The organism is Pyxidicoccus caerfyrddinensis, from assembly GCF_010894405.1.
GTDB classification, from domain to species: Bacteria; Myxococcota; Myxococcia; order Myxococcales; family Myxococcaceae; genus Myxococcus; species Myxococcus caerfyrddinensis.
Genome location: NZ_JAAIYA010000008.1, coordinates 323,047 through 348,980, shown reverse-complemented (window position 1 = coordinate 348,980; position 25,934 = coordinate 323,047). Strand labels below are relative to the sequence as shown.

Here is a 25,934-nt window from a genome sequence, read left to right as displayed (position 1 = left end):
GTGTATGGGGTTTCACGGATTCCTCCCATCCGATGTTTGTGTATTCCTTCCTGTTTCCACGGCTCACCAGGGAGGGAAGACAGACATGAAGAAGCTCTTCGCGACGGTTTGCCTCGCATTGGGTGTGATGGCGTGCGGCCCGGCCACGGACGGAGCGGAGGCGTCGCTCGAGTCCACCGAGCAGGCGCTGTGCCCGACGGGATGTCCCTTTGGCACCACGTCCCTGGGGTACTCGTGGGTGTGTACCGGCCAGACGTCGAGCACCTGTGCCTCGGGGTACGAGGAGGAGACGCTCTTCTGCCGCGACAACTCGACCGGGCAGATCGTGTCGGGTGGAACGACGTGCCGCAGGCGGTGCGGCTGCGCCATCGAAGCGGAGTGAGCGCGCCCGCGGCTAGAAGCGTGCGCCCAGGCTGAGTCCGGCGGTGAGGAGGTCGCCTTCGTAGCTGGGGCCGGAGGTGAAGGCCTCACCGCCGATGATGCGGTAGCTGGCGCGTGCGCCCGCCGTCACGCCATTGAACCGGTACTCGACGCCGGCCGCGAGCGGGAACTCCGGGACGAAGCCATTGCGTTCATCCGGTGCGCCATTCGTGTAGATGTAGCTGATGCCCAGGCCCGCGCCGACGAAGGGCTTCCAGTGCCCCCCGAGCGTGGGCCCGAGCTTGGCGACAGCGCCCAGGTTGTGCCGCCACAGCGCGCCGACGTTGGACTGCGCGAAGCCATTGGCCGAGCCCTCGTAGCCGGCCTCCAGGCCGAGGGCCGGGAGGAGCGGCGTCTCCCACTGGATGTCCATGAAGGCGCCCACGTCCGTCTCGCCGCCGAGCGGTCCGGTGTAGCTCGTCAGCCCGCTGTGCACCGTCAATCCAGAAGCCCCGAAGCCGGGCGCCGGCTGCAGCTCCGGGTTGCTGTCCTCCGCGAGGGCCGGGGTGGCCAGCAGCGCCGCCGCCAGGGTGCCCGCCCGCAATGCGTGTCGCGTCATCGCCGCGTCCCTCCTCGGCCCGCCAGGCGTGTCCGCGGAAAGCATGGGGCCGGGACGAGAGGTCCGGAACCCGGCACGCGGGGGATGTTGAGCAGCCCCGGAGGGAGGGGCGAGCGGTTAGAGTGGGTGCATGAGCGCCCCGAACATCCGTCGAGCCGTCCAGCTGCTGCCCGCCTGCGCCACCACCGGAATCGGGAGCCTGCCGCACACGCAGGTGGAGCTGGGGCTCCAGGCCGCGCTGGCGCAGGACATCCCCTTCCTGCCGCAGCTCCCGGTGGGGCACCCGTCCGAGCTGATGATTCCCGCCGCCCTGGAGGGGCTGCCGGGCCTGGCCTTCGACGCGGAAGGGCTGTGCACGGTGGACCTGGCGGCGTGGGAGGCGGGGCGCGCGGACTTCGAGGCGCGGCTGGAGGCGGCGCTGTCCGCCGGGAAGCTGGAGGCGTACGAGCCCTCGCCGGAGGGGTGCCGCGCCTGGCGGCCCTTCCTGTGGGAGGTGGAGACGCGGAAGCTGGCCTTCGCGAAGGCGCAGCTCGCGGGGCCCTTCACGGTGCGCTCGGTGGCGCGCGCCTCGACGGGGCAGTCCGCGCTGGAGGTGCCGGGGCTGGACCAGGCAATCTTCCGGCTGGTGCTGGCGCGCTCGCTGGCCATGGTGAAGGCGCTGCGGCGCGCGGGCACCACGCCGCTGTTCTTCCTGGACGAGCCGGGGCTCTACGCCTTCCAGCGCACGCAGCCGCGGCACCTGCTGGCGCTGCAGGAGCTGAAGCTGCTGGTGGTGGCGCTGCAGCGCGAGGGCGCGCTGGTGGGCGTGCACTGCTGCGGCAACACGGACTGGGGCGCGCTGCTGGACGTGCAGCCGGACCTGCTGTCGCTGGACGTGCGGCTGTCGCTGGATGCGATGGTGGAGGAGCGCGAGGCACTGGAGCGCTTCCTCGCGTCGGGCGCGACGCTCAGCCTGGGCATCGTCCCCACGGACCTGGCGTCCGCGTACGAGGTGGGGGAGCTGGTGGACTCGGTGGAGGCGTCGCTGAAGGCGGCGCTGCCGCGCGGCTTCACCTTCCCGCAGGTGGTGTCCACCGTGGTGCTGACGCCCGCGTGCGGGCTGGCGATGCGCTCGGTGGTGGACGCCGAGCGCATCCTGGAGGAGCTGAAGGCGGCGCAGCGACGGCTGCGCGGGGCGCTCGAGGCGGAGCGTCCCGCGGCCCGCCAGACGCCCAATCCCCACTGAGGGGGTGTGCGGCTACTGGCGGCCGAGGCGCAGCTCGCGCTCCGCCTGGAACCAGTCATGCTCGGGGTTGCCGGGCGTGCTGCCCCGGGCGAGGAAGATTTCGTAGGCCCGTCGGGCAATCTGCTCGTGGGTGGGGCTGTTGCGGAGCGCCGAAGTCATGGGCTCCGTATTCGTGGGGCGCGCGGGCATGCTCGCCGGTGTGTGGGGGGTCTGCTTGTTGGCGGTATTGCGTGCCATGGGAGCCTCCTCCAGAGGGGTTGACGCGCGGAGTCTGGGGCGCGGATGGGCGCGTGCGTAACCGACCCCCAGGGTCAGGGGTTCTCGGAGCAACAGGATGAATGAGGCTCTGTCGGGTGTCGGACAGGGGACCTGCCGCACCGTGTGAGGGCGCGCCGCACCTGCGGAGTGGGGCCCCGGCGCTGTCAATCTCCGCGCAACACACCCGAGGCGAGCGCGGCGTCCAGCGCGCGCTGCATGGCGGTGCTCATGCCGAGCGCGGACGCCTCTTCGGGAGTGCACCAGCGCAGCTCCTGGAAGGCGGGCGTGCGCGTGGGGCGCTGGGGCCCGGACACGCGGAGCAGGCGCAGCGTGAGGTCGCGGTGGGTGAGTTGCCGCTTCACCGTGCCCAGCGCGCCTTCGAGCTTCACCTCCGTGCCCAGCGCGGCGGCGAGCCGCGTGGTGGCGTCGGCGGCCGGAAGGTCTTCGTCCACCTCGGCGGCGGGCAGCTCCCACAGGCCGCCGAAGAGGCCCGCGTCCGCGCGACGGGCGAAGAGGAGGGTGCCCGCGTGCGTCCATACCGCGAGGGCCAGCGTCAGCTTCTTGGGCGCGGCGCGCACCTTGGCGGGAGGCAACTCATCCACGCGCCCCTTGCGGAAGGCGAGGCACGCGTCGCGCACGGGGCACAGCAGGCACAGCGGGCTCTCCGGCCGGCACACGGTGGCGCCGTGCTCCATGAGGGCCTGGTTGAAGTCGCCGGGCCGCTCGCCCTTCACCAACGCGGTGGCGAGGGTCCACAGCGTGGCCTCGCGCTCGCGGTCTCCGGGGAGTCCTTCCACCTCGAAGAGGCGCGACAGCACACGGGCGACGTTGCCGTCGACGAGGGGCGCTTCCTCTCCGAAGGCGATGGAGGCCACCGCGCCCGCGGTGTAGCGGCCGAAGCCGGGCAGGGTGAGGAGCTCCTCGGCGGTGGCGGGCAGCTTGCCGCCGAAGCGCGACACCACTTCCTGCGCGGCGCGGTGCAGGTTGCGAGCGCGGCTGTAGTAGCCCAGCCCCTTCCACCCTGCGAGCACGTCGTCCAGCGGCGCGGCGGCCAGCGCGAGCGCCGTCGGGAAGCGCGTGAGGAAGCGCTCCCAGTATGGAATCACCGTCGACACCTGCGTCTGCTGGAGCATGACCTCGCTCAGCCAGATGGCATACGGGTCTCTCGTCCGGCGCCACGGCAAGTCACGCTTGCTGCGGTCGTACCAGCCGAGCAGCGGACCGCGCACGGCGGCGAGGTGCGCGGAGCCTGGAACGGCGATGGGCGCGGCGGACGCGGTGCGCTTCGCGCGGCGGGCGGGAGTCGCGGTGACAGAGGGGGCGCTGTCTTCCACGCGGAGCGCTTGAGCGGTAGGTCCACGCTCGCCCGCCGTCTTCTCGCGCGCGGAAGGGGCGCTGCGCTTCACGGGGGATGCGCGCTTCGCACGCGGCTTCGGGCCCGAGGTGTCAGGTGCATCGGAGGCCGGGGCCTGCTCGGACCCGGCCCGCTTCGTACGAGGACTCCGGAGACTCATGCGTCCTTCTTCGGCTGACGTGCGTCGGCGGCCAGGCGTCGGGCGACGCGGTCGAACAGTCCGGGCACCAGCCGGTTGGCCATCACCATGACGCGGCCGGGGAGGGTGAGCACGGTGTCGCGGCGTCCGCGCAGGCTGGCGCGCACCATGGCGGTGGCGACCTCCTCGGCGGACATGGCCCTCAGCGGAATGGCGTCCTGCTTCCATCCCTCCGCGTGGAGGCGATTCTCCCGGAACTCGCTCTCGGTGAGCCCGGGCGAGACGAGCAGCACGCGGATACCTTCGGCGGCCAGCTCCGCGCGGAGCGACTCGGTCATCACATTCACGGCGGCCTTGGACGCGCAGTAGCCGCCCAGCATCGGCAGGCCCCGGTGGCCCAGGACCGAGCTGACGTTGACCACCTGCGCCCCCGGGCGCTTGCGCAACAGCGGCAGCGCCGCGCGAGTCACCCGCCACAGCGCGAACACGTTCAGCTCGAACACCTGCCGTAGCTGCGCCTCGCTGATCGCCTCCAGCGGGCCATAGAGCCCCTGGCCCGCGTTGTTGACGAGCACGTCCAGGCCCCCGAAGGCGGCCTCCGTTTCGCGCACCAGGTGCTCCACGTCCTCGCCGCGAGTCACGTCGCACCGCACCGGCAGTGCTCTCGCTCCGAGTGCCGTCACTTCACGGGCCGCGTCCTCCAGCTCCGCCAGCCGCCGGGCCGCGAGCACCACGTCGGCGCCTGCCTCCGCATACCGCTTCGCCGCCGCCCGCCCGATGCCCGCGGAAGCCCCGGTAATGAGGACCGTCCGGCCCTTGTAGGGTTGGGTCTTCATAGCGCGCGCACCTTACCCGCACGGTTCGGTCGCCCAAGTGTCTTTCAACGCAAGGCGGGCGCTCGTTTCCTTGCTCGTCCCCCTTCTGGAGGGGCAGACGAACGCCTAGGATGCGCCGCTTCCATGCGGCGCCCCACCCTCAGCAACGACTTCTCCTGGTCCAAGAGCCGCCACGAGAAGTTCTCCGAGTGCCTTCGTGCGTATTACCTCTACTACTACCGCTCCTGGGGCGGGTGGGAGGCGGACGCGGCGAAGGACGTGCGGGAGCTGTACGTGCTGAAGAAGCTGGCCAACCGCTTCAGTTGGGCCGGCAGCGTGGTGCACGAGAGCATCAAGGACGTGCTGCTCGACTGGCAGGCGGGGCGGGTGGTGGACCCGGCGACGGTGGAGGCGCGGGCGCGCAAGCTGATGCAGGACGACTTCCGGCACTCGCGTGGGAAGGCGTACTGGAACCAGAAGTACCGCAAGCAGTTCACCGGCCTGGTGGAGCACGAGTACGGCGACACGGTGCCGGACGAGGCGTGGAAGCAGAACTGGGAGACGGTGCGCGGCGCGCTCGCGTGGTTCTTCGCGTCGCGCTGGCCGCAGCTCGCGCGGGGCCTGAAGCCGCAGCAGTGGCTGGAGGTGGATGCCGGCTTCGACTTCGCGCACTTCACCCTGGACGGCATCAAGGTCTTCGCCATTCCGGACTTCGCCTTCGTGGACGCGGACGGCACCACGGTGGTGGTGGACTGGAAGACGGGCAAGTCGCGGGACGGATACGACGAGCAGGTGCTCGGCTACGCGCTCTACGTGTCGCAGCGCTACCGCGTCCCGGTGGAGAAGGTGCGCGCCTCGCTGGTGTACCTCAACGAGGGCAAGGAGCAGGACGTGACGGTGGACCCGGCGGCGATGGAGTCCTTCCGCCGCCACTTCGACGGGAGCGTGGCGAGGATGCGCGCGCTCCTGCAGGACGTGGCCACCAACACGCCGCTGGACGCGCCCGCCTTCCCGCCCACGGACGACGTGGGCTCCTGCGCGCGCTGCGTCTTCCGCCGCCCCTGCGGGCGCGAGGCCGCCGTGGCGGAGTTCCAGGCCCAGCGCCAGCAGCAGGTGGCCTGAAGCGGCGCGGAGGGTTGCCTACCGCGCCGAGGCCAGCCGCCGCACCACCACGCCGGCCGCATTCATGCCGAAGCACGACGTGACGAAGGCCACGCTGCCGTCAATCTGCGTGCGGTGGTCGCAGGTGTGGAATTCGTTGTCCTGCGGGCACACGCACAGGAAGCCGTCGGTGGCGTCGTCGTACTGGAGCGTCACCGGCATGCGCCGCGCTTCGATGGAGTAGACGGCGGTGATGCCGGTGTGCCGGTCCGTCTCCACGGCGTACTTGCGCTTGAGCAGCTTGCGGATGTCCTTGGCGAACGGGTCCATGTGCGTCTCGGACAGGTCCTCCACGCGGATGGCCGTGGGGTCCAGCCGGCCCGCGGCGCCCATGGAGCTGACCACCGGAATGCCCAGCGTCACGCAGCGGTGCAGCAGGTGCAGCTTGGCCTTCACGTTGTCGATGGCGTCCACCACGAAGTCGTACTGACCGGCCTGCAGCATCTGCTCGGCCACCTCCTCGCGGTAGAACTCGCGCACGGCTTCGACCTTCGCCTGCGGATTGATTTCCTGGCAGCGCTGGCCCATCAGCTCCGCCTTGCTCTTGCCCACGCTCTTCACCGTCGCGTGGAGCTGGCGGTTGGTGTTGGTGACGCAGACGTCGTCATGGTCCACCAGCGTCAGGTGACCGATGCCGCTGCGCACGAGCCCCTCGGCCGCGTAGCTGCCCACGCCGCCCAGGCCGAACACCACCACGCGTGCGTTGGCCAGCCGCTCCATCGCGTTGTCGCCCAGCAGCCGGCCCGTCCGGTCGAAGCGCCGGGAGAGCTTGAAGGGGCGGGCAAGCGAGTTGTCCCCCTTCGCCTGGGTGGCCGGGGCAACGGGCGGAGTCTCAGTCTCGGGGGTGGTCGAAGGGAGCGGCTGCGGGTTCATGGCGGTCCTCTATAACGCGACGCTCGCCTACCGCGAAGGCAGGGGGAAAGCTTCCCGGAACAGCCTACGCGCGTTCTCGGTCGTCTGCTGGGCGACCACCTCGACAGGCTCTCCCCGGACGCGGGCCATGCCCTCGATGATGCGGGGCAGGTAGCCGGGCTCGGAGCGCTGTCCCCGGTGGGGCGTGGGCGCCTGGTCCGGCGCGTCCGTCTCCGCCATCAGCCGCTCCAGGGGAATGGCCCGCAGCGCATCCAGCGGCTTGCGCGCCTCTGCCCACGTGACGGGGCCGGCGAAGGAGAAGTGGCAGCCCTTCTGGAGGTAGAAGCGCGCCAGGTCCACGCCGCCGCTGTAGCTGTGCATGAGCACGCCCGCCTCGGGCATCTGCTCCTGCTTGAGCAGCTCGATGAGCGCGGGGTGCAGCCGGTGGCAGTGCATCAGCACCGGCAGCCCATACTTGCGCGCGAGTGCCAGGTGCCGCTTCAGCACCAACACCTGACGCTCCAGCGACGCACCGGGAATGGAGGGACCGTCCAGGCCACACTCGCCCACGGCCGCCGCGCCGCCCTTGGACAGCAGCGCGTCGAGGTGTTCGAGCACGGCCTCGTCCTCCTCGGGAGGCATCTCCGGCAGGAGCTGTGGGTGGATGCCCAGGCCGACTTGAAGGCGCGCGTCCTGTCGCGACAGCTCGAGCAGGGGCTCCCAGTCATGCGGGCCGACGCCGGGAATCACGATGCCGTGGAGGCCCGCGGCCCAGGCGCGCTCGAGCACCTCGGAACGGTCAAGGTCGAAGCGAGTCGCATCCAGGTGGCAATGGGTGTCGATCATTGAGCACGCAGCACAGGTGGCCGTTCATTCAGGAACACGGCCTCCAGTTCCCGCGCAGCAAACCCCGCGCGGCCAGGAGTCGTGAAGCTATACGCGGCCCCCTGGTACTTCGGAGGGTCTTTATGACCAGACGTGTGGTTGTCAGCGCGCTGTGCTGCGCGCTGTGGGTGCTCACGACGGGCTGTGGGGATGAGTGTACCGATGCGTTCGACTGCCGTAACGACAACGGGCAGCCCGCAGCCGGGCAGGAGTGGAGCTGCAACTCGGACAACAAGTGCGAGCAGCGCCCGGTGGAGCAGCCTTCCGGTGAGGATGCGGGGACCGATGCGGGCACGGGAGAAGAGGACGCGGGCGTGGATGCGGGCGTGGACGCCGGCACGCAGGTGGACGCCGGTACCGACGCCGGCATGCAGGTGGACGCCGGCACCGACGCGGGCAGCATGAGCGTGCCCAAGGGCGAGGCCTGCATCTCGTCCGCGGACTGTCTGCCGGGCCTGCGCTGCGAGGGGACTCCGTCCCTGTGCCAGGCCATGCACGTGGCCGTCACCACCACCATGGATGCGGACGGGGGCTACATGGCCGTGGTCATGCGCTACGACACGCCCGGGATGGTGCCGCTGACGGACGCCGGCACGAGCAGCCGCTACCCGCGCTGGGGGCCGGGAGGCTCGAGGATTGGTTTCGCCCAGAATGCGATTGAAACGGGCAAGAACTCTGGAAATGAGGCAGGTGAGCTGGTCGTGCGCGACATCCCGCTCGTCGCGGACCAGGCGGCGGTCTTCGCGGATGGCGACACCGGCAATACCGAGAGCTTCCGCTACATGGAGTGGGAGCCGGGCACCTCCATCCTCTACGTCCGCAGGAAGGCCAGCAGCACGTCGGGCATCTCGGCGGTGCCGGCGGACGGTGGCGCGGTGGTGGAGGCCACGCAGACCGGGACGTTCCCGGACTGGGCCAGCGACGGAACGACGTTCGCGTTCAGCACGGCCACCGAGGGCCTGTCGACCTCGACGGTGGGAGGCACGCCCGCACCCATCGCCGGCTCGGGTGGCACCGCGGAGCAGCCGCACTACAACCGGGCCAACAACCAGCTGCTCTTCCTCAGGGCGGACGCGACGAAGCCCGGGGACTTCAACACCTCGCTCTTCGTGATTCCCGTCACGGGCGGCACGGTGCAGACGATTGCGGACTTCACCACCGAGCCCGTCACCGAGCCCGCGCCGGGCGGCTCCATCGACTCGTACATCGCCAATCCCGCCTGGGCGCCGGATGGCTCGATGGTCGCCTACGTGCGGGCCTACTACTCCAATCGGCAAGGGTTCGCGCCGGAGCTCTGTGGCAACGCCTCGGCCACGCTGTGCCCGGACCGGCCCGGCAACGTCCTCTTCGTCCGGCTCATCAACACGCAGACGGGTGCGGGGGCGGCGGACGAGGCCTCCTTCGTCGAAAGCGGGACGCTCCCGTCCTTCTCTCCGGATGGTCGCTACCTGGCCTACGTGAAGGGGGGCCAGCTCTACGTCCAGCAGATCGACCCGGCCACCGGACGGGCGGCCGCGGGCGTGGCCCCCATCATCCACCCGAAGGGCGGCTACACCATCCAGACCGGCGCCGGTGACGACCACCGCCCGCGCTGGCAGCCGAAGTAGGCCCAGGCGCCTGACGTCCTGGAGCACGAGGCCCGCGTCCCGCCACCGAGCGGGGCGCGGGCCTTCGTCTGTCCACCCGAAGCAAGACCGCGCAGTGCGTGGCCACGGGGCCGCGAACCCGTGCGCCCGGAGACGCACCGCGGCGTCAGGAACTCGGAGAGGTGTCTGGAAGGGAGCGCCCACCCGGGAGCGCCGGCATCCGGAAGCCCGGGCGGCGGCTAAAGGGTGAGCGGGAACGCGACATCCCTCCCGCCCGCGTCCCATCATCCGGGAGCGGCAGGAGGGGGCAGGGGAGGGGCTATCCCTCCAGGATGATGCGGCGCCCCAGCGCCCGGGTCATCTGCGGCGAAGTCACCAACTCCAGGACCTCCCCCAGCTCTCCGCCGGAGGTGTCGAAGGCCGCCGCGATGACCTCTCCCACCGTGAGGTGGGCCTTCTCCGCCACTGCCCGGGCCCGCTGGGCGGTCCGCCGCAGCGCCGGCATCACCCTTCGTCCCTGCCGGGTGAGTGTCCCGCTCTTGCGTGTCGTCCTCTTGGCCATGTGTTCCTCCCACCACGTCGCGCTGCACGGGTGAGTACACTTGGGGTCTGACATATGCAGACGGAGTGCCAGAGGCCTGGCTACCTGCCCGGTGTGACATGGCGCACTTTTCCCCAGTCGGATAGCGGGTTTCCGCGACACGCACGGTGAAATGGCGGGGTGCCCTCCGGGGTGGTGTTCCGTTCTGTCGAGTTTTTTCGTTCAGTTGGGCTCGCAATCTCGACGTTTCGTTCAACAGTCAAGGTTCTGGCAGCTGCCCAAAAGCGTCCGTAGGGCAGGTCTGTATGACCCCACTGTCACCCGACTTTCTCGCCCTCCAGGGTCATGCTCCCGAGTGGGATTCGAGGCCGCCCTGACGTGGAAGTCGCGTTGCGATAAGGGAGCCTCGCCATGAACGTCCAGGTCCTCTTCCACGACAGCTGCTTCGACGGCGCCGCCAGCGCGGCCGTCTTCTCGCGCTTCTACCGGGAGCGCCTCCGCCCGGACGCGGCCTTCCGGTACCTGGGGCTCGCGCACAAGCCGGGGGCCGAGGGCATCGACCCGGCCGTCTTCACCGGCGAGGAGAATGTCATCGTCGACTTCCGCTACAGCCAGGACGCGCGGCTGACGTGGTGGTTCGACCACCATGTCTCAGCTTTTCAGCAGCCCGGCGACGAAGCGCACTTCCGCGCGGACACCAGCGGCCGCAAGTTCCACGACGCGCACCGCAAGAGCTGCACGAAGTACCTCGCGGACGTGGCGCGCGAGCGCTTCGGCTGGGACGCCTCGCCCATGGCGGAGCTCATCCACTGGGCGGAACTCATCGATGGCGCGCAGTTCCCCACGCCGCAGATGGCGGTGGCCCTGGAGGAGCCCGCGCTGCGCATCATGACGGTGCTGGAGGCCAACAAGGACCCGGCCCTCATCCCGGAAGTCATCCGCCGCATGCAGTCCGAGCCGCTCGCGGCCATCGCCGCCTCGCCGCTCATCGCCGCGCCGCTGACCCCGCTGCTGGAGCGCCACCGCGGCCACATCGACCTGGTGCGCGCGAAGGCCCGCTACGAGCGCGGCGTCGTCTTCTTCGACCTGGTGGACGAGGGCGTGGACAGCCTCAACAAGTTCATCGCCTACGCCCTCTACCCGGACGCGCGCTACACGCTGTGGGTGGGCAAGGGGGCCTCGCGCGCGAAGGTGTCGCTCGGCTCCAACCCGTGGAAGCCCGAGCTGCGCCAGCACGACCTGGCCGCCATCGCCGGCCGCTACGGCGGGGGCGGGCACCCCGTCGTCGCCGCCGCCAGCTTCAAGGCGGACCAGGCGGACAAGGCCCGCGCCGCGTACGCCGAAATCCTCGCGGAGCTGTCCACCGCGGGCTGAAGCCTACCGGGGCTCGAAGAAGGGGAAGCCGGCCTGCCGCAAGAGCCGCACCACGGCCACCATGGGCAGGCCCTGCACGTTGGAGCGGTCTCCCTCGAGCCGCTCCAGCAGCGCCTGTCCGGCACCCTCCACCCGGTAGCTGCCGCAGCAGCCGTGCCACTCGTCCAGGTCCAGGTAGCGCTCCAGCTCGTCCGCCGGCACGCGGTAGAAGGTGAGGCGGGCGCGCTCCACGGCCTCGGTGATGTGGCCGCCCGGCCCCAGCAGGCACACACCGGTGTGGATGTCGTGGCCGCGCCCGAGCAGCTTGCCGAGCTGCCGCCGCGCGGCGTCCCGGTCGGCGGGCTTGGTGAGGATTTCGCCGCCCACCTCCACGAGCTGGTCCGCCCCCAGCACCCACGCGCCCGGGTTGCGGTCCTTCACCGCGCGGGCCTTGCGCACGGCCAGCTCCCGCACGGCCTCTGCGGCCGACAGGTGGGGGGACACGTGCTCGTCTACCCGCGGGGCCTCGGTGCGGTAGGGGATGCCCAGCCCGTCCATCAGGGCCCGCCGGGCGCTCGAAGTTGACGCCAGAATCAGGTCTCTCATAGGGCTTCCAACCGGGTGGACCTCCACTTCACGCAGGATGCCGCCAGGCGGGCGGGCATGCACGTCCCCGCTTCACGCCCACGGGGTGATGCCGTACCCTGGCGGCCCATGTCGCGGCGCTGTCTGCTCGCCCTCTGTCTCCTCCTGTCTGCCTGTAAGCGGAACGCCCCGGCCCCGGCGGTGCCGGACGCGGGCGCTCCAGCCCTGTCCTCCGTGGGTGCCTCCGCCGCGCCGGGCCCGGGCGCCCAGGGCTCCCCGGGCTCCCCGGGCTCCGGAGACGCTCCTGTCATGACGCCCGGAGACGCCACCCACCGGGTGCAGCCGCTTGCCGTATGCCGCGCGGAGGGCACGGCCCCGCTGGACGCGGCCCGCCGCTACTTCGACGACGGCCGCTTCGAGGAAGCCCTGTCCTGCGCCGCGCAGGCCGCCGCCCTGGAGCCGGACCTCGCCCCTGCCCACGCCGAGCGCGGCGTGGCGCTCGCCGCCCTCGGCCGTGAGACTGAGGCACAGCTCGCCTATGCGCGCGCGCTCGCCATCGACCCGGGAGACGCGGATGCGCTGCTCGGCTCGGCGCACCTGTACGCCGTGCAGCTGCCCTCCACGCGCGAGCGCGACGAACTGGGCGCCCTCTACGCCGAGCGCGGCCTGTCCCAGCCCGGTACGCCGCCGGAGCTGGTGCCGCACCTCGCTCTGGTGGCGGCCATGGCGTTCAACGACCTCGGCGAGTCCGAGGAGGCCCTCGCGCGCGCCGCCATCGTCCTGGCCCGCGAGCCGGGCAGCAAGGAGGCCCTCTACGAGCGCGCCCTCGCCCTCTTCGAGCTGTGCCGCTTCGCGGAGGCGCGGACGGCCTTCTCCACGTTGGTGGACGACGAGGAGCGCGCCGCGCACGCGTACCAGCACCTCGGGCTGCTGATGGAGCGCGAGGGGAAGTGGAAGCTGGCGCAGACGCACTTCGAGAAGGCCCGGCAGCTGGCTCCGGAGGACTTCCCCGCGCCGCCCCTGCCCTCGGAGGCGGACTTCCGCGCCGAGGTGACGCGCGCCGTGGCCGCGCTGCCCGCCGACATGCGTGGCGACCTGGAGGGCGTGCCCGTCACCGCGGAGGAGCTGCCCGCGGACGGAGATTTGCTGGCCAACCAGCCCCCGCTGTCGCCGACGATTCTGGGCCTCTTCCGGGGCCCCCCGCTGGGCGAGCCCTGCGACGGCACCGAGACGCCGTGCCGCTCCGTGGTGCTCTACCGGCGCAACCTGGCGCGCGCGGTGCGGACGTCCGATGAGCTGCGCGAGCAGATTCGCGTGACGTTGCTGCACGAAATCGGGCACCTTCGCGGCGAGGACGATGAAGAGCTGGCCGCGCGCGGCCTGGAGTGAAAAGCCCGATGCCCCCCCAAGCAGCACTTCCCGTCGCGCGCACCACCCCCAAGGGCGCGAAGTCGCTCCGCCATGGCAACCCCTGGCTGTACCGCACCGAGCTGGCCGCCCCGCCCGACGTGAAGGGCCCCGGCGCGGTGGTGCTGGTGGTGGACTCGCAGGGCAACCCCATCGGCCAGGCGCTCTACGCCCGCCGCTCGCCGCTGGCGCTGCGCCTGCTCACGCGCAAGGGCCCCGCCGAGGAGCCGGTGAACGACGCCTTCTTCCGCCGCCGGCTGGAGGCCGCGTTGGCGCGCCGCGCGCCACTGTCCGGCCGCGACGGCCTGCGCCTGGTGCACGGCGAGGCGGATCTGCTGCCCGGCCTCTTCGTGGACCGCTACGGGAAGGGCCTCACGCTGCAGACGCTCTCCGAGGGCATGGACGCGCGCAAGGAGTCGCTGGCGCGCATGCTGGTGGAGCTCACCGGCGCCACCCACGTGGTGGCCCGGGACGACGGCTCCGGCCGCGACTTCGAGGGCCTGCCCCGCGAGGCGCGCCTCCTCCATGGCGAGGGCGAGGCGCGCTTCACGTACCATGAGGGCGCGAGCCGCTTCGAGGTGGACCTCCTCGGGGACATGAAGACGGGCGCCTTCCTGGACCAGGTGGACAACCACCTGCGCGCCGGAGAGCTGGCGCGCGGCGAGGGGCTGGACCTCTTCAGCTACCACGGTGGTTTCGCCCTCTCGCTCTCGCGCAACTGCACCTCGGTGCTCGCGGTGGAGCAGGACGCGAAGGCCGCCGAGCGCGCGAAGGCCAACGCCGAGGCCAACGGCCGTGCCAACGTCAGTGTGGAGAACGCCAACGCCTTCGACGTGCTGCGCCGCTTCGACACGGAGGGCCGCCGCTTCGACACCATCGTGCTGGACCCGCCCGGCCTGGCCAAGCGCCGCGAGGGCCTGGCCACCGCGCTGCGCGCCTACCACGAGCTGAACCTGCGCGCCTTCCGCTGCCTCAAGCCGGACGGGCTGCTCGTCACCTGCTCCTGCTCGGGCAAGCTGGACCGCGCCGGCTTCGAGGAGATGGTGCTCGCGGCCGCCGCGGATGCGAAGCGGCCGGTGCAGATTCTGGAGCGCCGCGGCGCCGGGCTGGACCACCCGGTGCTCGGTGGCCTGCTGGAGACCGAGTACCTCAAGGCCCTCTACGTGAGGGCCCTGTAGCCACGCGGCGCGGGGGCCGCTACGGCAGCCCCAGCTCCTTCTTCAGCCGGCCCACGACCTTGAAGTACTCCGTCCTCGGGAAGGGGACGTTGAGGATGTGGAAGTCCTTCTTGGCCAGGCCCACGCAGCCGAAGCAGTAGTTGCAGTCCTGCAGGTTGCGGCTGAGCACCAGGTACGCGCTGCTGGTGCAGTTCTCGCTCTGCACGCAGTAGGCGCACGCGTGGCAGCTCTTGCACTCCACGCAGTGCGAGCAGTTGTTGCACAGCTCGCACCGGGTGCAGTGGGTGCATTGGAAGCAGCTGTCGCAGTCCTTGCAGAACATGCAGTTCGCGCAGCGCTGGCAGCCCTCGCACGCGTAGGAGCCGGGGTTGCCCGGGTCCGTCGCGTAGCTCTTGGTCAGCTTCTGGAATTGCTCCAGGAACTCCCGCTTGCCCAGCGTGGCCACTACCGCGCGCGCGGCCTTCTCCTCCGCGAGCGGGTCCACCTGGGGCCGCGTTCCTTTCTCCTTCACCACCAGGGACACTCCTTGCCCATGTCGGGTTTCACTGCAGCCGAGCCAGCCCGGCCAGGTCGATGCCTCGCGCCACGCGCCGCACTTCCACGGTGCCGGGGAAGCCCCGGCTGGTGACGGCCACCACGAAGCGGTCTCCCACCAGGAGGTTCGCCTCGGCCAGCGACTCCTCCGCGTCGTACCTCACGAAGCCCACCGCGTCGTTCCAGTGGATGGGGGCCGCCGGGTCGCTCGGCGCCTTGCCCTTCGACCGGTCCGCGGCCTCGCGGATGGCCTGTCCAATCTTCCCGCCCATCGTGGTGTCCACGATGCGCACCTTCACCTCTCGCCCCTCACCTCGCGTGTAGAGCCGCTCGGCCTCGGACACGGACACCTCGCCGTACTTCCCGGTGGAGCCCTGGGTGCGCGCCACGGTGAAGCCGTCCAGCGCTTCCGGCAGGAAGGGCGCCAACTGCTTGAAGTACACGCAGGGCGCGCTCGCCGCCGGGACGGACGGTGTCACCTCCGTCGGGGCGCTGGTGTGGTCCATGCAACCCGCGCCCACGCCGAGCGCTAGAAAAACGGCGGAGAGCCGGAGGAAGGGGTCGCGCACGGACGAATCAAAGGGTATCCCTGGCCGGCGCGCAATGGACCTCTCGAAGCTCAACCCTCCGCAGCGCGAGGCCGTGGTCACCCTCCAGGGTCCGCTCCTCGTGCTGGCGGGCGCTGGCAGCGGCAAGACTCGCGTCATCACCCACCGCATCGTCCACCTGCTCAACGAGCGGCCGGGCCACCTCATGGCCCGCAACGTGCTCGCCGTCACCTTCACCAACAAGGCGGCGACGGAGATGAAGGAGCGCCTGGTCCACATGGCGGGCCCGCGTGCGCAGGGCGTGCTGGTGTGCACCTTCCACGCTTTCGGTGCGGAGGTCCTCCGCGAGGACATCCACCGCCTGGGTTGGCCGAAGAAGTTCGCCATCGCGGACATGGGCGACCAGCTCGCCAACATCCGGCGCGCCATGCGCGAGCACAAAATCGACGACCGCGCCTTCGACGCGCGCAAGGTGCTCACGCTCATCTCCAAGGCGAAGAACTCGGGCAAGACGCCCGAGCCCAAGCCGGAGGGCATCGGCGACGACTACGACCTCATCACCCATCTCGTCTACCCGGACTACCAGCTCGCGCTGAAGGCGCAGGGCTCGGTGGACTTCGACGACCTCCTGCTCCTTCCCGCGCGCCTGCTGCGCGAGTTCCCGGACCTCTACGCCAAGTACACGCGGCGCTTCCGCTACCTGCTGGTGGACGAGTTCCAGGACACCAACACCGCCCAGCTGGAGCTGCTCAAGCTGCTGGCCGGTGAGCAGCGCAACGTGTGCGCGGTGGGTGACGACGACCAGTGCATCTACTCGTGGCGCGGCGCCGAGGTGCGCAACATCCTCGACTTCGACCGCTTCTTCCCGGGAGGGAAGGAGGTGCGGCTGGAGCAGAACTACCGCTCCGTCCAGATGGTGCTGGACGCGGCCAACGCCGTCATCGCGAAGAATCCCGAGCGCAAGGCCAAGCAGATGTGGACCGACCGCTCGGGCGGGCCGAAGGTGAAGGTGGTGAGCTGCCCCAACGACGAGGAGGAGGCCCGCTTCGTCGCGCACGAAATCCAGAAGCACATGGCACTGGGCGTCCCCGCGGACGACATCGCCGTGCTCTACCGCACCAACGGCCAGTCGCACCCCATCGAGGAGATGCTGCGCGAGAAGAGCATCCCCTACGAGGTCGTGGGCGGCAGCGAGTTCTTCGACCGGCGCGAGGTGAAGGACGTCATCGCGTACTTCAAGGTCATCGTGAACAAGCTGGACGAAATCTCGCTCCTGCGCATCGTCAACGTGCCGTCGCGCGGCATCGGTGACGTGACGATGGAGCGGCTGGCCGTCCACGCGCGCGGCGAGGGCGTCACGCTGTGGACGGTGATGCGCAAGGCCGACCAGTACGAAGACCTGCCGCCCGGCGCCGGGGGCAAGGTGCTCGAGTTCGTGGAGATGATCGAGCGCTACCGCGACGCGTACGAGTACGGCCAGCTCGCCACGGCCACGCGCAAGCTGCTGGAGGAGATTGGCTTCGCCGAGGCCACGCGCGCCCACGCGACGTCCTCCACCATCGCGGACAAGAAGCTCAAGAGCGTGGACATGGTCATCAACTCGCTGGAGAACTTCGAGAAGCGCGAGGGCCCCAAGGCCAGCCTCCTCACCTACCTCAACCGCCTGAGCCTGGACACGCGCCAGGAAGAGGAGGAGGTGCCCGGGGGCAACCGCCGCGTCACGCTGATGACGGTGCACGCCTCCAAGGGCCTGGAGTACCGGCTCGTCTTCTTCATCGGCATGGAGGAGGACCTGATGCCGCACGGCGGCATGCAGGGCGAGGCGCAGAACCTCGAGGAGGAGCGGCGCCTCTGCTACGTGGGCATCACCCGCGCCAAGGAGGTCCTGTACCTCACCCGCGCCAACGTCCGGACCAAGCGCGGCAAGGAGGTACCCCGCACGCCGTCCCGCTTCCTGGAGGACCTCCCCCCGGAGGTCGTGGAGAAGGTGGACCTGGAAGCACCGCGTCAGGGCCCCGCCACCACGGAGGAGAAGAACTTCTTCGCCAACCTCAAGGAGCGCTTCAAGAAGCCCCAGCCGGGCGGCTCCGGGCCGGCGCCTGGGGCGGCTCCCAGCCGGCCCGCGGGGCCTTCGGGAGGGGCGGGCGGGTAGGGGAGCGCCCCCCGTCAGCCCCGCCCATGCGGACTCCCGGAGAGGGTGGGGCGGGGAATCCGGACGGGAGGTGCGGAGCGACCTTGACTTGATCCTCCACACCCACTAGGACGGTCGGCCTTTCCGGGCCACGTGGAGTTTTCACGGCGGACCCGCGGTTGGTTTGGCACGAGCAGCGGCCCCTGGCATGCACACGGCGGCCGCGAGAAGTTGGAGTGCAAAGAAATGTCGCAGAAGACCTACAGCGCGAAGGCTGGGGACATCAAGCGCCAGTGGCACGTCATTGACGTGTCCGACAAGGTGCTGGGCCGCGCGGCGAGCCAGATTGCCACCCTCCTCAAGGGTAAGCACAAGGCGATCTACACGCCGTCCATCGATACCGGCGACCACGTCGTCGTCATCAACGCCGAAAAGGTGAAGGTGACGGGGACGAAGGAGCAGGACAAGCAGTACTACCGGCACTCCCGCGCCGGTTTCCCTGGTGGCTTGAAGATCACCAACCTGGAGAAGCTCCGCCAGCGTCACCCCGAGGACATCGTCATCAACGCCGTGCGCCGCATGCTTCCGCGTAACGCGCTCGGTCGGCAGATGATGACGAAGCTGAAGGTCTACGCGGGTGACACCCATCCTCACGCGGCCCAGAAGCCGGCCGCGTTTGAGGTCGAGGCGTAAAGGGAGACAACGTCCATGCCCATCCATCAAGAACTCGGTTTCTACGCCACCGGCCGCCGCAAGGAGGCCACCGCCCGCGTCTGGATTCGTCCCGGCACTGGCCAGGTCACCGTCAACGGTCGCGAGCTCAACGCCTACTTCGGTCGTGAGACCTCGAAGATGGTGCTCAACCAGCCCCTCGATATCCTCGAGCAGAAGGGCAAGCTCGACATCACGGTCAACGTGAAGGGCGGCGGTCTCTCCGGCCAGGCCGGCGCCATCCGTCACGGCATCGCCCGTGCGCTGTGCTCCTTCAACCCGGAGTTCCGTCCGGCGCTGAAGAAGGCCGGCTTCCTCACCCGCGATGCTCGCGCGGTCGAGCGCAAGAAGTACGGCCAGCCGGGCGCGCGTCGCCGGTTCCAGTTCTCCAAGCGCTAGGCGTCAAGCCCGGCAGCTTGCTTGTTTCCCCACGGCGGGGGTCCTCTTTCAAGGGCCTCCGCCGTTGTCTTTGCGGGGTCCGGAGCGGCCCATCGCATGAGGCCGAGGGCCTCTGCTACCATCCGGTCCGCTCATGGAACTGAACGAGATTCTGCAGATCGCCCTGCGCGGCGGTGCCTCCGACATTCATCTCAAGGCCGGCCTCCCGCCCATGTTCCGCGTGGACGGCTCGCTGGTGCCGCTCAAGGACGGCCGCCGCCTCCCCCCGGAGGAGGTCGCGCGCATGGCCTTCGGCATCATGAACGAGTTCCAGAAGGAGAAGTTCAAGTCGAGCAACGAGGTGGACCTGGCCTACGGCGTCCCCGGCCTGGGCCGCTTCCGCGTCAACGTCTTTCAGCAGCGCGGCACGGTGGGCGCCGTGCTTCGCGTCATCCCCTTCAAGGTGATGACGATGCAGGACCTGCTGCTGCCCCAGGTGCTCGCGAAGATTTGCGGCGAGGAGCGCGGCCTCGTGCTGGTGACGGGCACCACGGGCTCCGGTAAGTCCACCACGCTGGCGGCGATGATCGACCACATCAACGCCAACGAGACCAGCCACATCATGACGATTGAGGACCCCATCGAGTTCCTCATTCGCGACAAGCGCTCCATCGTGAACCAGCGCGAGGTCGGCGTGGACACGATGAGCTTCGCGCAGGCCCTCAAGAGCGCGCTGCGCCAGGACCCGGACGTCATCCTCGTCGGCGAAATGCGAGACCACGAGACGATTGAGACCGCACTCCACGCGGCGGAGACGGGCCACCTCGTGATGTCCACGCTGCACACGCTGGACGCGACGGAGACCATCAACCGCATCGTGTCCGCCTTCCCTCCGCACCAGCAGAAGCAGGTGCGCCTGCAGCTCGCGAGCGTGCTCAAGGGCGTGGTTTCTCAGCGCCTCGTGCCGCGCGCGGACGGCAAGGGCCGCGTGGCCGCGGTGGAGGTGCTGCGCGTCACCGCCCGCGTGCGCGAGCTCATCGAGGACAAGGACCGCACGAAGGAAATCCACGACGCGATTGCGCAGGGTACCGACTCGTACGGGATGCAGACCTTCGACCAGTCGCTGATGAGCCTGGTGCGCCAGGGGCTCGTCACCTACGAAGAGGCCCACCGTCAGGCCTCCAACCCGGACGACTTCGCGCTGCGCTTCTCCGGCATCAGCGGCACGTCCGACTCGAAGTGGGACAACTTCGACGCGAAGCCCGGCGAGTCGCGCCCCATCCCCGGCTCGGCCTCCTTCGCGCAGAAGGGCGCCCCCACCGCGGCGGCTCCGGCCCCGGCTCCGGCGACTCCGCCCACGCCGGCTCCGGTGTCGCAGGCAATGCGCCCGGGGGCTCCAGCGCCCGCCGCCGCGCCGCGTCCCGGTGCTCCGGCCCCCGCCGCCGCGCGTCCGCCCGCGCCCGCCGCGCGCCCGCCGACTCCGCCGCCCGCTCCAGCCCCGGCCCCGGCGCCTGCCGCGGGTGGGGATGACGACTTCCAGATTGAGCGCTTCTGATTCGCGGTAGCGGTGGGGCCGGTACTCCCGGCTCCGCCGCTACACGTGCACTTCGTTCGGCGCGCGCTGACCCGCTGTCACGGTGAAGCCGGGCACCTCCCGCCCTCCGCCGCTACGCGTCCCCTTCGCCCAGCAGCGCGCGCAGTCGCGACAGGCGAATCGGTCCCACCAGGCCTTCCTTGGAGAGCGCCTGGAGCAGCTGCGCGGTGGCGTGCACCTTGGCCTCCTGCTCCTCCTCGGGCCGGTCCACCACCTCCGCGTCGAGCACGGCCTCCATGTGCTCGGGGTTGATGGGCGCGGGCCCCTCCGACCACGCGATGTCGAACAGGGCGCGGGCCATGCCCTCGCGCACCTTGCGCTCGGCGTCGTTGGCGGCGCCCTTCACGAACGAGAGAAAGAGGGCGTCCACCGCTTCCTTGGTGAGGGAGGCCAGCGCGGGCACCTCGCCCAGCGACTCCTTCACGTACTCGGCGTCGAAGGCGTCCACGTCCTGCTCGTAGCCGAAGGCCTCCTCCAACAGGATGGACGCGATGAAGGCGTCCGCCTCCTCGTCGCTGGCGCCTTCCTCGGACAGCGCCGCGCGCGCCTTGCGCGTGGGCTCGGCCAGGTCGGCGTCCTCGCGCATGGCGCGGGCCGCGGCGTGGGCCGCGAGCAGCACCAGCGACGCCTGGGCGTCGGACGACAGGGCGCGGCCGCTCACACCGAGCAGCACGCCCTTGTGCTTGGGGTGCGCGGTGGCGGCCTCGATGAAGGCCTGCTCCTCGGGGGACAGGGCTTCACCGGACTGCTGCTTGCGAAGCGTCTCCCGGGCGGCATCGGCGGCAAGGAAGCGGGCGAGGACGGGGTGCATGGTTGCGCCTGTTACCACATGCTACGTATCCCGCCATGCATCCGGAGGATGACGGTCCCCCCGAAGACGCCGGCCCGGACGCGGTCCGCCGCGCCACGGACGCCTGTCTGAAGCTGCTCTCCGTGCGCGCCCGCAGCCGTCAGGAATTGGACGCGGCCCTCACGCGCAAGGGCTTCGCGGAAAAGGTCCGCGAGGAGGTGCTGTCGCGGGTGACGGGTTGGGGCTACCTCGACGACGCGCGCTTCGCCCAGGAGCGCGCCGCCGCGCTGCTACGCAAGGGACGGCTGGGCCCGCGCGCCGTGCTCCAGCGCCTCGAGGCCCACGGGCTGCCGGAGGAGGCGGCTCGCCAGGCGTTGGCCCAGGCGAGCGGCACGGAGGACTTCGACGCGGTGGCCACCGCGCGCGCGGTGCTGGAGGGGAAGGGGCTGCTCGGCCGCCCGCTCGACGCGAAGGAGCGGGCCCGCGCGGGACGGCTCCTCGACAGCCGGGGCTTTTCCGAAGACGTCATCCATCGGTTGCTGGGTGAAGCTTCGCTGGACCCCTCAGGCCCGGACGAATAGCGTGGTGGAGATGCGTTCCGCCGTCGCCTTCCTGACCGCCGTCCTGCTCTTCACCTCCGGCTGTGCGTCCCTCACCTCGGGACAGGCCGGTGAGCCCACCTACGCCAGCGCCGCTGAAGAGAATCTGCGCCTCGGCACGGAGGCCATGGAGAACAAGGACTTCCTCAAGGCCCAGAAGTACTTCGAGTACGTCCGCGCGAAGTTCCCCTACCAGGAGGCCGCCCGCGAGGCCGAGCTCAAGCTGGCGGACGTGGACTTCGCCCGCGAGGCCTGGCCCGAGGCGCGCGAGCAGTACGAGTCCTTCATCAAGCTCCACCCCACGCACCCCAAGGTGGACTACGCCGCCTACCGCTCCGCCCTCACGCACGTGGAGGACTACCCGTCGGAGTTCTTCGCCCTGCCGCCCCCGGAGGAGAAGGACCAGGGGGAGATCCGGGCCGCGCTGCTCGCCATGGAGGACTTCCGGCGCCAGTACCCGAAGTCCGAGTACGCCGACGACGCCAAGGCCCAGGCCGACGAGGCCCGCAAGCGTCTGGCGGAGCACGAGCTGTACGTGGCCCGCTTCTACCAGAAGCGCGAGCGGTGGAAGGCGGTGGCCCAGCGCCTGGAGTCGCTGCTGCGCCGCTACCCGGGCACCCAGTACGAGGAGGAGGCCCTCTTCGACCTGCACGCGGCCTACGTGAAGCTGAATGACCCGAAGAAGGCGGAGGAGACGCTGCGCCAGGTGCTGCGCCGGCTGCCAGGGACTCCCGCCGCGGAGCGCGCCCAGCGCATGCTGGGCACGTGAAGACGACCGAGGAGTGGAGCCGCCTCGGCGGCGCCCTCATCGTCGTGCTGGCGCTGGGCGCCACCCTGGCCGTCTTCGCCCCGCGCTTCCTCGGCGCGGCCGCCGGCCCCGAGGCGGAAATCATCACCACGCTGAAGGAGACCGAGGCCGAGGGGCTCACACTGCCCGTGCCCGGCTCCGACGTGCCCCTCAAGTCCCGCAAGCACCGCTTCGCTCGCATCACCGTGGTGGTGGCGCCGGGCGGGGAGCGAGCGGAAGCCCACGCCACGCTCGACTTCGACGGCACCCTGGGGACCACCGAGGTGGGCACCGCCGGGGTGGAGCGCGTGCCCTTCGTGCGGCGCGACGGGGACTGGGTGCCGGAGGGCACCGCGGCGCCCCGGCTGCAGGCTGTGGTGACGGCGCTGGAGTCCCGGCGTCGGGCCTTGCAGGCGGCGGACGCGGACGCCCTGGCGAAGCTGGCGGCGCCGGGCACTCCGGGTGTGGGCGGCCCGGAGTGGGAGGAGCTGAAGCAGATGCGCGCGCGCGGCTACCGGGCGGAGGCCTGGTACGTCCGGCTGGAGCGGGAAGAAGCTGTCGTTACCGAACACTGGCGCCTGCAGGGGGCCCTGCCCGCGCGCCCGGTGGACACCCGGGGCGAGCGCCAACTTTCCCTGACGCTTCGCGGTGATGAATTCTTGTTTTCGCCCGGGCTCATGTAGGCTAGCCGCCTCGGAGGCAGAGCCCGTTCGGGCCGATTCATGGAAGAGCCCCTCAAGCAGCTACTGACCCTCGGGCGCGGCTACTTCGAGAAGAAGCAGTACGCCCAGGCCGAGCAATACCTCGCGAAGATCGTCGAGCAGAACCCGACCTTCGCGGACGTGTTCAACATGCTCGGCATCATCTACCACGACCAGGGCCAGTTCGCCCGGGCGCAGCGCGCCTTCGAGTCCGCGCTGAAGCTCAACCCCGCGTACACCGAGGCGGCCCTCAACCTGGCCGTCATCTACAACGACATGGGGAAGTACGCCGAGGCGAAGGAGGTCTACCAGGCCGCCCTCTCCCAGCAGAAGACCGGCCCCGGCGAGCTGGACCCGTACGTGGAGAAGAAGATCGCCAACATGTACGGCGAGATTGGCGACGTCTTCGCCTCCAGCGGGGCGTGGGCGAAGGCCATCGAAGAGTACCGGCGAGCGCTCGGCCTTTGCCCCCAGTTCGTGGACATCCGCCTCAAGCTGGGCAATGCCTTGCGTGACGCGGGCGACAACGCCGCGGCCCTGGCCGAGTACGAGCAGGTCATCACCCAGAACCCATCTTTCATCCCGGGCCGTATCCAGTATGGAGTGGCGCTGTATTCGGCCGGGCGTCGGGCGGAGGCGGTGCGGGTCTGGGAGGACGTGCTGGCGCGCAGCCCGGATAACAAGAGCGCGCAGATGTACCTCAACCTGGTGAAGGACCCCGGCACGCCGGAGCAGGCCGGTTGATGACCATGGACACCCAAAAGACCTACGCCCTCAAGTTCATCTCCGGGAAGTACCAGGGTGGCGAGTTCCCGCTGAAGGCGGAGAAGCACATCGTCATCGGCCGCTCGAGCGAGCTGGACATGGTGCTCGTCGAGGACATGGTCTCCCGCAAGCACGCGAAGATCAGCTTCAGCGACGGGAAGATCACCATCGAGGACCTGGGCTCCACCAACGGCACCTTCGTCAACGGTGAGAAGGTGAAGCAGGCCCGGCTGAAGGAGGGTGACCGCATCCTCATCGGCACCTCCATCCTCAAGCTCGTCCACCAGGGCGCGGATGGCGCCAACGTCGACGAGAGCATGGCCAAGCAGAAGCTGGAGGAGGTCGCCGCCGTCCAGGCCGCGCGCACCACCAACAAGGCCAGCTCCATGACGGGGAAGATTGAAGAGATTCCCCTGCCGGACCTGCTCCAGCTCTTCCACACGTCCAAGAAGAACGGCGTGCTGGTGGTGACGAGCGACCAGGAGGGCCGCATCTACCTGCGCCAGGGCCGCGTGTACTACGCCGTCATCGGCGACAACCACAACCTGGGCCCGCAGAAGAGCTTCAACCGCATCATCACCTGGGAGCAGGGCGACTTCGAGCTGCGCCCGGCGGACAACCAGGAGTTCATGGTGGAGCTGGACTCGTCCACCGAGGCGCTCCTGATGGACTCGCTCCGCCAGCTGGACGAGATGAAGCGCCTGCAGCCGAACCTGCCGGCGCTGGACGCGCCGCTGGCGTTGGCCATGCCGCTGACGCCGCCGCTCAAGGAGCTGTCGCCGGAGATGCTCGACGTGCTCCAGCTGGTGCACAACTACGGCACCTTCGGCGCGGTGCTGGACCGCGCGGACGCGGACGACGTGGTGACGGCGGAAGCGGTGGCGCAGCTGCTGAAGCGCGACTACGTGCGCAAGGCCTGACGGACACGACGCGGCCTGATACCTGGGCCGCCCAGACGGGGAAGGGGAGCACCATGGCGGACGAGAAGCCGGGGAAGCCGAAGCGCCTCACCGAACTGAGTCACTGCGCGGGCTGAGCGGCGAAACTGCGGCCCGCGGACCTGGCGCAGGTCCTGCGCCTCCTGAAGACTGCCAAGAGTCCTCACGCGCTGGTGGGTTTCGCCACCAACGACGATGCGGCCGTCTATCGCCTCACGCCCGGCCTGGCCGTGGTGGAGACGGTGGACTTCTTCCCGCCCGTGGTGGACGACCCGTTCCAGTTCGGGGCCATCGCCGCGGCGAATGCCCTGTCGGACATCTACGCCATGGGCGCGCGGCCCCTGTTCGCCCTCAACCTGGTGGGCTTCCCGGATGGCCAGCCGCTGAAGGTGCTCTCGAAGATTCTGGCCGGCGGCCAGTCCAAGGCAGACGAGGCGGGCATCCCCATCCTCGGCGGCCACAGCGTGAGGGACCCGGAGCCGAAGTACGGCATGGCCGTCACCGGCGTGGTGCACCCGAAGAAGGTGCTCACCAACGCGGGCGCGAAGCCGGGAGACGTGCTCTTCCTCACCAAGCCCCTGGGCTCGGGCATCGCCACCACCGCCATCAAGCGGGGCGTGGCCTCGAAGCAGCTCTCCAAGCGCGTGGTGGCGGTGATGTCCGCCCTCAACCGCGCCGCGGGGGAGGTCTTCGCCTCGGGGAAGTTCAAGGTGAACGCCCTCACGGACGTGACGGGCTACGGCCTGCTGGGCCACCTGCTGGAGATGATGACCGGGGCCAAGGCGCGCGCGGCCATCGACCTGGAGCGCATCCCCCTCATCTCCGAGGTCGCCGGGCTGGCCGAGCAGGGTGTGGTGCCCGGTGGCACCAAGGCCAACCTCGCCCACGTGCTGAAGAAGGTGCGCTTCCCGGACGGGCTGCCCGAGCACATCCAGTGGGTGCTCGCGGATGCGCAGACCAACGGCGGGCTGCTGGCCAGCGTGCCCGCCCGCCATGCCCTGAAGGCGCTCAAGGCGCTGGAGGCGGCCGGTGTGGACGCCGCCCTCATCGGTGAAGTGCGGGCGGGGCGCCCCGGCATCGACGTCATCGGCTGAACGGCCCCCGGCCCGGATTTCGCCCCTGGGGGCTCCCTCCGCTAGC

At 70.3% G+C, this 25,934-nt stretch carries 28 protein-coding genes; 17 read left to right on the top strand and 11 right to left on the bottom strand.

What is annotated here, in order from left to right; all coding sequences use genetic code 11:
- Positions 1–85: 85 nt before the first annotated feature.
- Positions 86–382 carry a hypothetical protein gene (locus G4D86_RS21245; protein WP_163995807.1) on the top strand — a complete coding sequence of 99 codons (297 nt, stop codon included), beginning with the start codon at positions 86–88 and terminating at the stop codon, positions 380–382.
- A gap of 12 nt (positions 383–394) precedes the next feature.
- Here G4D86_RS21245 and G4D86_RS21240 read toward each other — a convergent pair whose 3' ends face one another.
- Positions 395–979 carry an outer membrane protein gene (locus tag G4D86_RS21240; protein ID WP_240360382.1) on the bottom strand — a complete coding sequence of 195 codons (585 nt, stop codon included), beginning with the start codon at positions 977–979 and terminating at the stop codon, positions 395–397.
- Between the two features lie 130 nt (positions 980–1,109).
- On the opposite strand from G4D86_RS21240, the gene G4D86_RS21235 reads away from it, so the two are divergent.
- The gene (locus G4D86_RS21235) at positions 1,110–2,204 is read left to right on the top strand and encodes a uroporphyrinogen decarboxylase/cobalamine-independent methonine synthase family protein (RefSeq protein WP_163995805.1); all 1,095 of its coding nucleotides are present in this window, start codon (positions 1,110–1,112) and stop codon (positions 2,202–2,204) included.
- A gap of 12 nt (positions 2,205–2,216) precedes the next feature.
- Here the strand turns inward: G4D86_RS21235 and G4D86_RS21230 are convergent, their stop codons facing one another.
- From G4D86_RS21230 to G4D86_RS21220, 3 genes are all read right to left on the bottom strand, one after another.
- The gene (locus G4D86_RS21230) at positions 2,217–2,441 is read right to left on the bottom strand and encodes a DUF2934 domain-containing protein (protein WP_163995804.1); all 225 of its coding nucleotides are present in this window, start codon (positions 2,439–2,441) and stop codon (positions 2,217–2,219) included.
- A gap of 185 nt (positions 2,442–2,626) precedes the next feature.
- Positions 2,627–3,796 (bottom strand): A/G-specific adenine glycosylase, encoded by a 1,170-nt coding sequence (gene mutY / locus G4D86_RS21225; protein WP_163995991.1) that lies wholly within the window; start codon positions 3,794–3,796, stop codon positions 2,627–2,629.
- Between the two features lie 176 nt (positions 3,797–3,972).
- Positions 3,973–4,791 (bottom strand): SDR family oxidoreductase, encoded by an 819-nt coding sequence (locus tag G4D86_RS21220; RefSeq protein ID WP_163995803.1) that lies wholly within the window; start codon positions 4,789–4,791, stop codon positions 3,973–3,975.
- A gap of 123 nt (positions 4,792–4,914) precedes the next feature.
- Here G4D86_RS21220 and G4D86_RS21215 point away from each other — a divergent pair, with 123 nt between their 5' ends.
- The gene (locus G4D86_RS21215; RefSeq protein WP_163995802.1) at positions 4,915–5,892 is read left to right on the top strand and encodes a PD-(D/E)XK nuclease family protein; all 978 of its coding nucleotides are present in this window, start codon (positions 4,915–4,917) and stop codon (positions 5,890–5,892) included.
- 18 nt (positions 5,893–5,910) lie between these two features.
- Here the strand turns inward: G4D86_RS21215 and G4D86_RS21210 are convergent, their stop codons facing one another.
- Positions 5,911–6,804 carry a tRNA threonylcarbamoyladenosine dehydratase gene (locus G4D86_RS21210; protein ID WP_163995801.1) on the bottom strand — a complete coding sequence of 298 codons (894 nt, stop codon included), beginning with the start codon at positions 6,802–6,804 and terminating at the stop codon, positions 5,911–5,913.
- Positions 6,805–6,831: 27 nt separating this feature from the next.
- Positions 6,832–7,629: a TatD family hydrolase gene (locus tag G4D86_RS21205; RefSeq protein WP_163995800.1), complete on the bottom strand. Its 798-nt coding sequence runs from the start codon at positions 7,627–7,629 to the stop codon at positions 6,832–6,834.
- 122 nt (positions 7,630–7,751) lie between these two features.
- Here G4D86_RS21205 and G4D86_RS21200 point away from each other — a divergent pair, with 122 nt between their 5' ends.
- The gene (locus G4D86_RS21200) at positions 7,752–9,275 is read left to right on the top strand and encodes a TolB family protein (protein ID WP_163995799.1); all 1,524 of its coding nucleotides are present in this window, start codon (positions 7,752–7,754) and stop codon (positions 9,273–9,275) included.
- Between the two features lie 298 nt (positions 9,276–9,573).
- Here G4D86_RS21200 and G4D86_RS21195 read toward each other — a convergent pair whose 3' ends face one another.
- Positions 9,574–9,816 carry a hypothetical protein gene (locus G4D86_RS21195; protein ID WP_205519669.1) on the bottom strand — a complete coding sequence of 81 codons (243 nt, stop codon included), beginning with the start codon at positions 9,814–9,816 and terminating at the stop codon, positions 9,574–9,576.
- 390 nt (positions 9,817–10,206) lie between these two features.
- On the opposite strand from G4D86_RS21195, the gene G4D86_RS21190 reads away from it, so the two are divergent.
- Positions 10,207–11,169 carry a DHH family phosphoesterase gene (locus tag G4D86_RS21190; protein ID WP_163995798.1) on the top strand — a complete coding sequence of 321 codons (963 nt, stop codon included), beginning with the start codon at positions 10,207–10,209 and terminating at the stop codon, positions 11,167–11,169.
- Between the two features lie 3 nt (positions 11,170–11,172).
- On the opposite strand, the gene G4D86_RS21185 is transcribed toward G4D86_RS21190, so the two are convergent.
- Positions 11,173–11,754, bottom strand: a complete 582-nt coding sequence (locus tag G4D86_RS21185) for a Maf family protein (protein ID WP_163995797.1) — start codon at positions 11,752–11,754, stop codon at positions 11,173–11,175.
- A gap of 108 nt (positions 11,755–11,862) precedes the next feature.
- On the opposite strand from G4D86_RS21185, the gene G4D86_RS21180 reads away from it, so the two are divergent.
- Positions 11,863–13,122, top strand: a complete 1,260-nt coding sequence (locus G4D86_RS21180) for a metallopeptidase family protein (RefSeq protein ID WP_205519668.1) — start codon at positions 11,863–11,865, stop codon at positions 13,120–13,122.
- Between the two features lie 8 nt (positions 13,123–13,130).
- Complete coding sequence (locus G4D86_RS21175; protein ID WP_163995795.1) at positions 13,131–14,318, top strand: class I SAM-dependent rRNA methyltransferase; 1,188 nt, start codon at positions 13,131–13,133, stop codon at positions 14,316–14,318.
- 19 nt (positions 14,319–14,337) lie between these two features.
- Here the strand turns inward: G4D86_RS21175 and G4D86_RS21170 are convergent, their stop codons facing one another.
- Positions 14,338–14,832, bottom strand: coding sequence for a caib/baif family protein (locus tag G4D86_RS21170; protein WP_205519667.1), 495 nt, complete (start codon positions 14,830–14,832; stop codon positions 14,338–14,340).
- A 28-nt stretch (positions 14,833–14,860) separates the two neighbouring features.
- Positions 14,861–15,331 (bottom strand): hypothetical protein, encoded by a 471-nt coding sequence (locus tag G4D86_RS21165; protein ID WP_163995989.1) that lies wholly within the window; start codon positions 15,329–15,331, stop codon positions 14,861–14,863.
- 124 nt (positions 15,332–15,455) lie between these two features.
- Between G4D86_RS21165 and G4D86_RS21160 the strand changes: the two genes are divergently transcribed.
- From G4D86_RS21160 to G4D86_RS21145, 4 genes are all read left to right on the top strand, one after another.
- Positions 15,456–17,552, top strand: coding sequence for an ATP-dependent helicase (locus tag G4D86_RS21160; RefSeq protein ID WP_163995793.1), 2,097 nt, complete (start codon positions 15,456–15,458; stop codon positions 17,550–17,552).
- 225 nt (positions 17,553–17,777) lie between these two features.
- Positions 17,778–18,224 carry a 50S ribosomal protein L13 gene (rplM, locus tag G4D86_RS21155; protein ID WP_163995792.1) on the top strand — a complete coding sequence of 149 codons (447 nt, stop codon included), beginning with the start codon at positions 17,778–17,780 and terminating at the stop codon, positions 18,222–18,224.
- A 15-nt stretch (positions 18,225–18,239) separates the two neighbouring features.
- Positions 18,240–18,641 (top strand): 30S ribosomal protein S9, encoded by a 402-nt coding sequence (gene rpsI, locus G4D86_RS21150; protein WP_163995791.1) that lies wholly within the window; start codon positions 18,240–18,242, stop codon positions 18,639–18,641.
- Between the two features lie 133 nt (positions 18,642–18,774).
- Positions 18,775–20,175 (top strand): type IV pilus twitching motility protein PilT, encoded by a 1,401-nt coding sequence (locus tag G4D86_RS21145; protein WP_163995790.1) that lies wholly within the window; start codon positions 18,775–18,777, stop codon positions 20,173–20,175.
- Between the two features lie 112 nt (positions 20,176–20,287).
- Here the strand turns inward: G4D86_RS21145 and G4D86_RS21140 are convergent, their stop codons facing one another.
- A complete protein-coding gene (locus G4D86_RS21140) occupies positions 20,288–21,025 on the bottom strand; it encodes a hypothetical protein (protein ID WP_205519666.1) in 738 nt (245 codons plus the stop codon).
- Positions 21,026–21,060: 35 nt separating this feature from the next.
- Between G4D86_RS21140 and G4D86_RS21135 the strand changes: the two genes are divergently transcribed.
- Genes G4D86_RS21135 through selD form a run of 6 tightly spaced genes read left to right on the top strand, consistent with a single transcriptional unit; the run spans position 21,061 to position 25,888 of the window.
- A complete protein-coding gene (locus G4D86_RS21135; protein WP_163995788.1) occupies positions 21,061–21,585 on the top strand; it encodes a regulatory protein RecX in 525 nt (174 codons plus the stop codon).
- 10 nt (positions 21,586–21,595) lie between these two features.
- Positions 21,596–22,372 carry an outer membrane protein assembly factor BamD gene (locus G4D86_RS21130; protein WP_205519679.1) on the top strand — a complete coding sequence of 259 codons (777 nt, stop codon included), beginning with the start codon at positions 21,596–21,598 and terminating at the stop codon, positions 22,370–22,372.
- A complete protein-coding gene (locus tag G4D86_RS21125) occupies positions 22,369–23,073 on the top strand; it encodes a hypothetical protein (RefSeq protein ID WP_163995786.1) in 705 nt (234 codons plus the stop codon). Before G4D86_RS21130 ends, G4D86_RS21125 begins: the two co-directional genes overlap by 4 nt.
- A gap of 39 nt (positions 23,074–23,112) precedes the next feature.
- Positions 23,113–23,835 (top strand): tetratricopeptide repeat protein, encoded by a 723-nt coding sequence (locus G4D86_RS21120; RefSeq protein WP_163995785.1) that lies wholly within the window; start codon positions 23,113–23,115, stop codon positions 23,833–23,835.
- 5 nt (positions 23,836–23,840) lie between these two features.
- Entirely contained in the window at positions 23,841–24,776 is a 936-nt protein-coding gene (locus G4D86_RS21115) for an FHA domain-containing protein (RefSeq protein ID WP_163995784.1), read from the top strand.
- A 53-nt stretch (positions 24,777–24,829) separates the two neighbouring features.
- Positions 24,830–25,888: a selenide, water dikinase SelD gene (gene selD / locus G4D86_RS21110; protein ID WP_163995783.1), complete on the top strand. Its 1,059-nt coding sequence runs from the start codon at positions 24,830–24,832 to the stop codon at positions 25,886–25,888.
- Positions 25,889–25,934: the final 46 nt, after the last annotated feature.

Coding starts and splice junctions, on each gene's coding strand:
- G4D86_RS21245 (WP_163995807.1), top strand. CDS start 86: ATGAAGAAGCTCTTCGCGACGGTTTGCCTCGCATTGGGTGTGATGGCG.
- G4D86_RS21240 (WP_240360382.1), bottom strand. CDS start 979: ATGACGCGACACGCATTGCGGGCGGGCACCCTGGCGGCGGCGCTGCTG.
- G4D86_RS21235 (WP_163995805.1), top strand. CDS start 1,110: ATGAGCGCCCCGAACATCCGTCGAGCCGTCCAGCTGCTGCCCGCCTGC.
- G4D86_RS21230 (WP_163995804.1), bottom strand. CDS start 2,441: ATGGCACGCAATACCGCCAACAAGCAGACCCCCCACACACCGGCGAGC.
- G4D86_RS21220 (WP_163995803.1), bottom strand. CDS start 4,791: ATGAAGACCCAACCCTACAAGGGCCGGACGGTCCTCATTACCGGGGCT.
- G4D86_RS21215 (WP_163995802.1), top strand. CDS start 4,915: ATGCGGCGCCCCACCCTCAGCAACGACTTCTCCTGGTCCAAGAGCCGC.
- G4D86_RS21210 (WP_163995801.1), bottom strand. CDS start 6,804: ATGAACCCGCAGCCGCTCCCTTCGACCACCCCCGAGACTGAGACTCCG.
- G4D86_RS21205 (WP_163995800.1), bottom strand. CDS start 7,629: ATGATCGACACCCATTGCCACCTGGATGCGACTCGCTTCGACCTTGAC.
- G4D86_RS21200 (WP_163995799.1), top strand. CDS start 7,752: ATGACCAGACGTGTGGTTGTCAGCGCGCTGTGCTGCGCGCTGTGGGTG.
- G4D86_RS21195 (WP_205519669.1), bottom strand. CDS start 9,816: ATGGCCAAGAGGACGACACGCAAGAGCGGGACACTCACCCGGCAGGGA.
- G4D86_RS21190 (WP_163995798.1), top strand. CDS start 10,207: ATGAACGTCCAGGTCCTCTTCCACGACAGCTGCTTCGACGGCGCCGCC.
- G4D86_RS21185 (WP_163995797.1), bottom strand. CDS start 11,754: ATGAGAGACCTGATTCTGGCGTCAACTTCGAGCGCCCGGCGGGCCCTG.
- G4D86_RS21180 (WP_205519668.1), top strand. CDS start 11,863: ATGTCGCGGCGCTGTCTGCTCGCCCTCTGTCTCCTCCTGTCTGCCTGT.
- G4D86_RS21175 (WP_163995795.1), top strand. CDS start 13,131: ATGCCCCCCCAAGCAGCACTTCCCGTCGCGCGCACCACCCCCAAGGGC.
- G4D86_RS21160 (WP_163995793.1), top strand. CDS start 15,456: ATGGACCTCTCGAAGCTCAACCCTCCGCAGCGCGAGGCCGTGGTCACC.
- rplM (WP_163995792.1), top strand. CDS start 17,778: ATGTCGCAGAAGACCTACAGCGCGAAGGCTGGGGACATCAAGCGCCAG.
- rpsI (WP_163995791.1), top strand. CDS start 18,240: ATGCCCATCCATCAAGAACTCGGTTTCTACGCCACCGGCCGCCGCAAG.
- G4D86_RS21145 (WP_163995790.1), top strand. CDS start 18,775: ATGGAACTGAACGAGATTCTGCAGATCGCCCTGCGCGGCGGTGCCTCC.
- G4D86_RS21140 (WP_205519666.1), bottom strand. CDS start 21,025: ATGCACCCCGTCCTCGCCCGCTTCCTTGCCGCCGATGCCGCCCGGGAG.
- G4D86_RS21135 (WP_163995788.1), top strand. CDS start 21,061: ATGCATCCGGAGGATGACGGTCCCCCCGAAGACGCCGGCCCGGACGCG.
- G4D86_RS21130 (WP_205519679.1), top strand. CDS start 21,596: ATGCGTTCCGCCGTCGCCTTCCTGACCGCCGTCCTGCTCTTCACCTCC.
- G4D86_RS21120 (WP_163995785.1), top strand. CDS start 23,113: ATGGAAGAGCCCCTCAAGCAGCTACTGACCCTCGGGCGCGGCTACTTC.
- G4D86_RS21115 (WP_163995784.1), top strand. CDS start 23,841: ATGGACACCCAAAAGACCTACGCCCTCAAGTTCATCTCCGGGAAGTAC.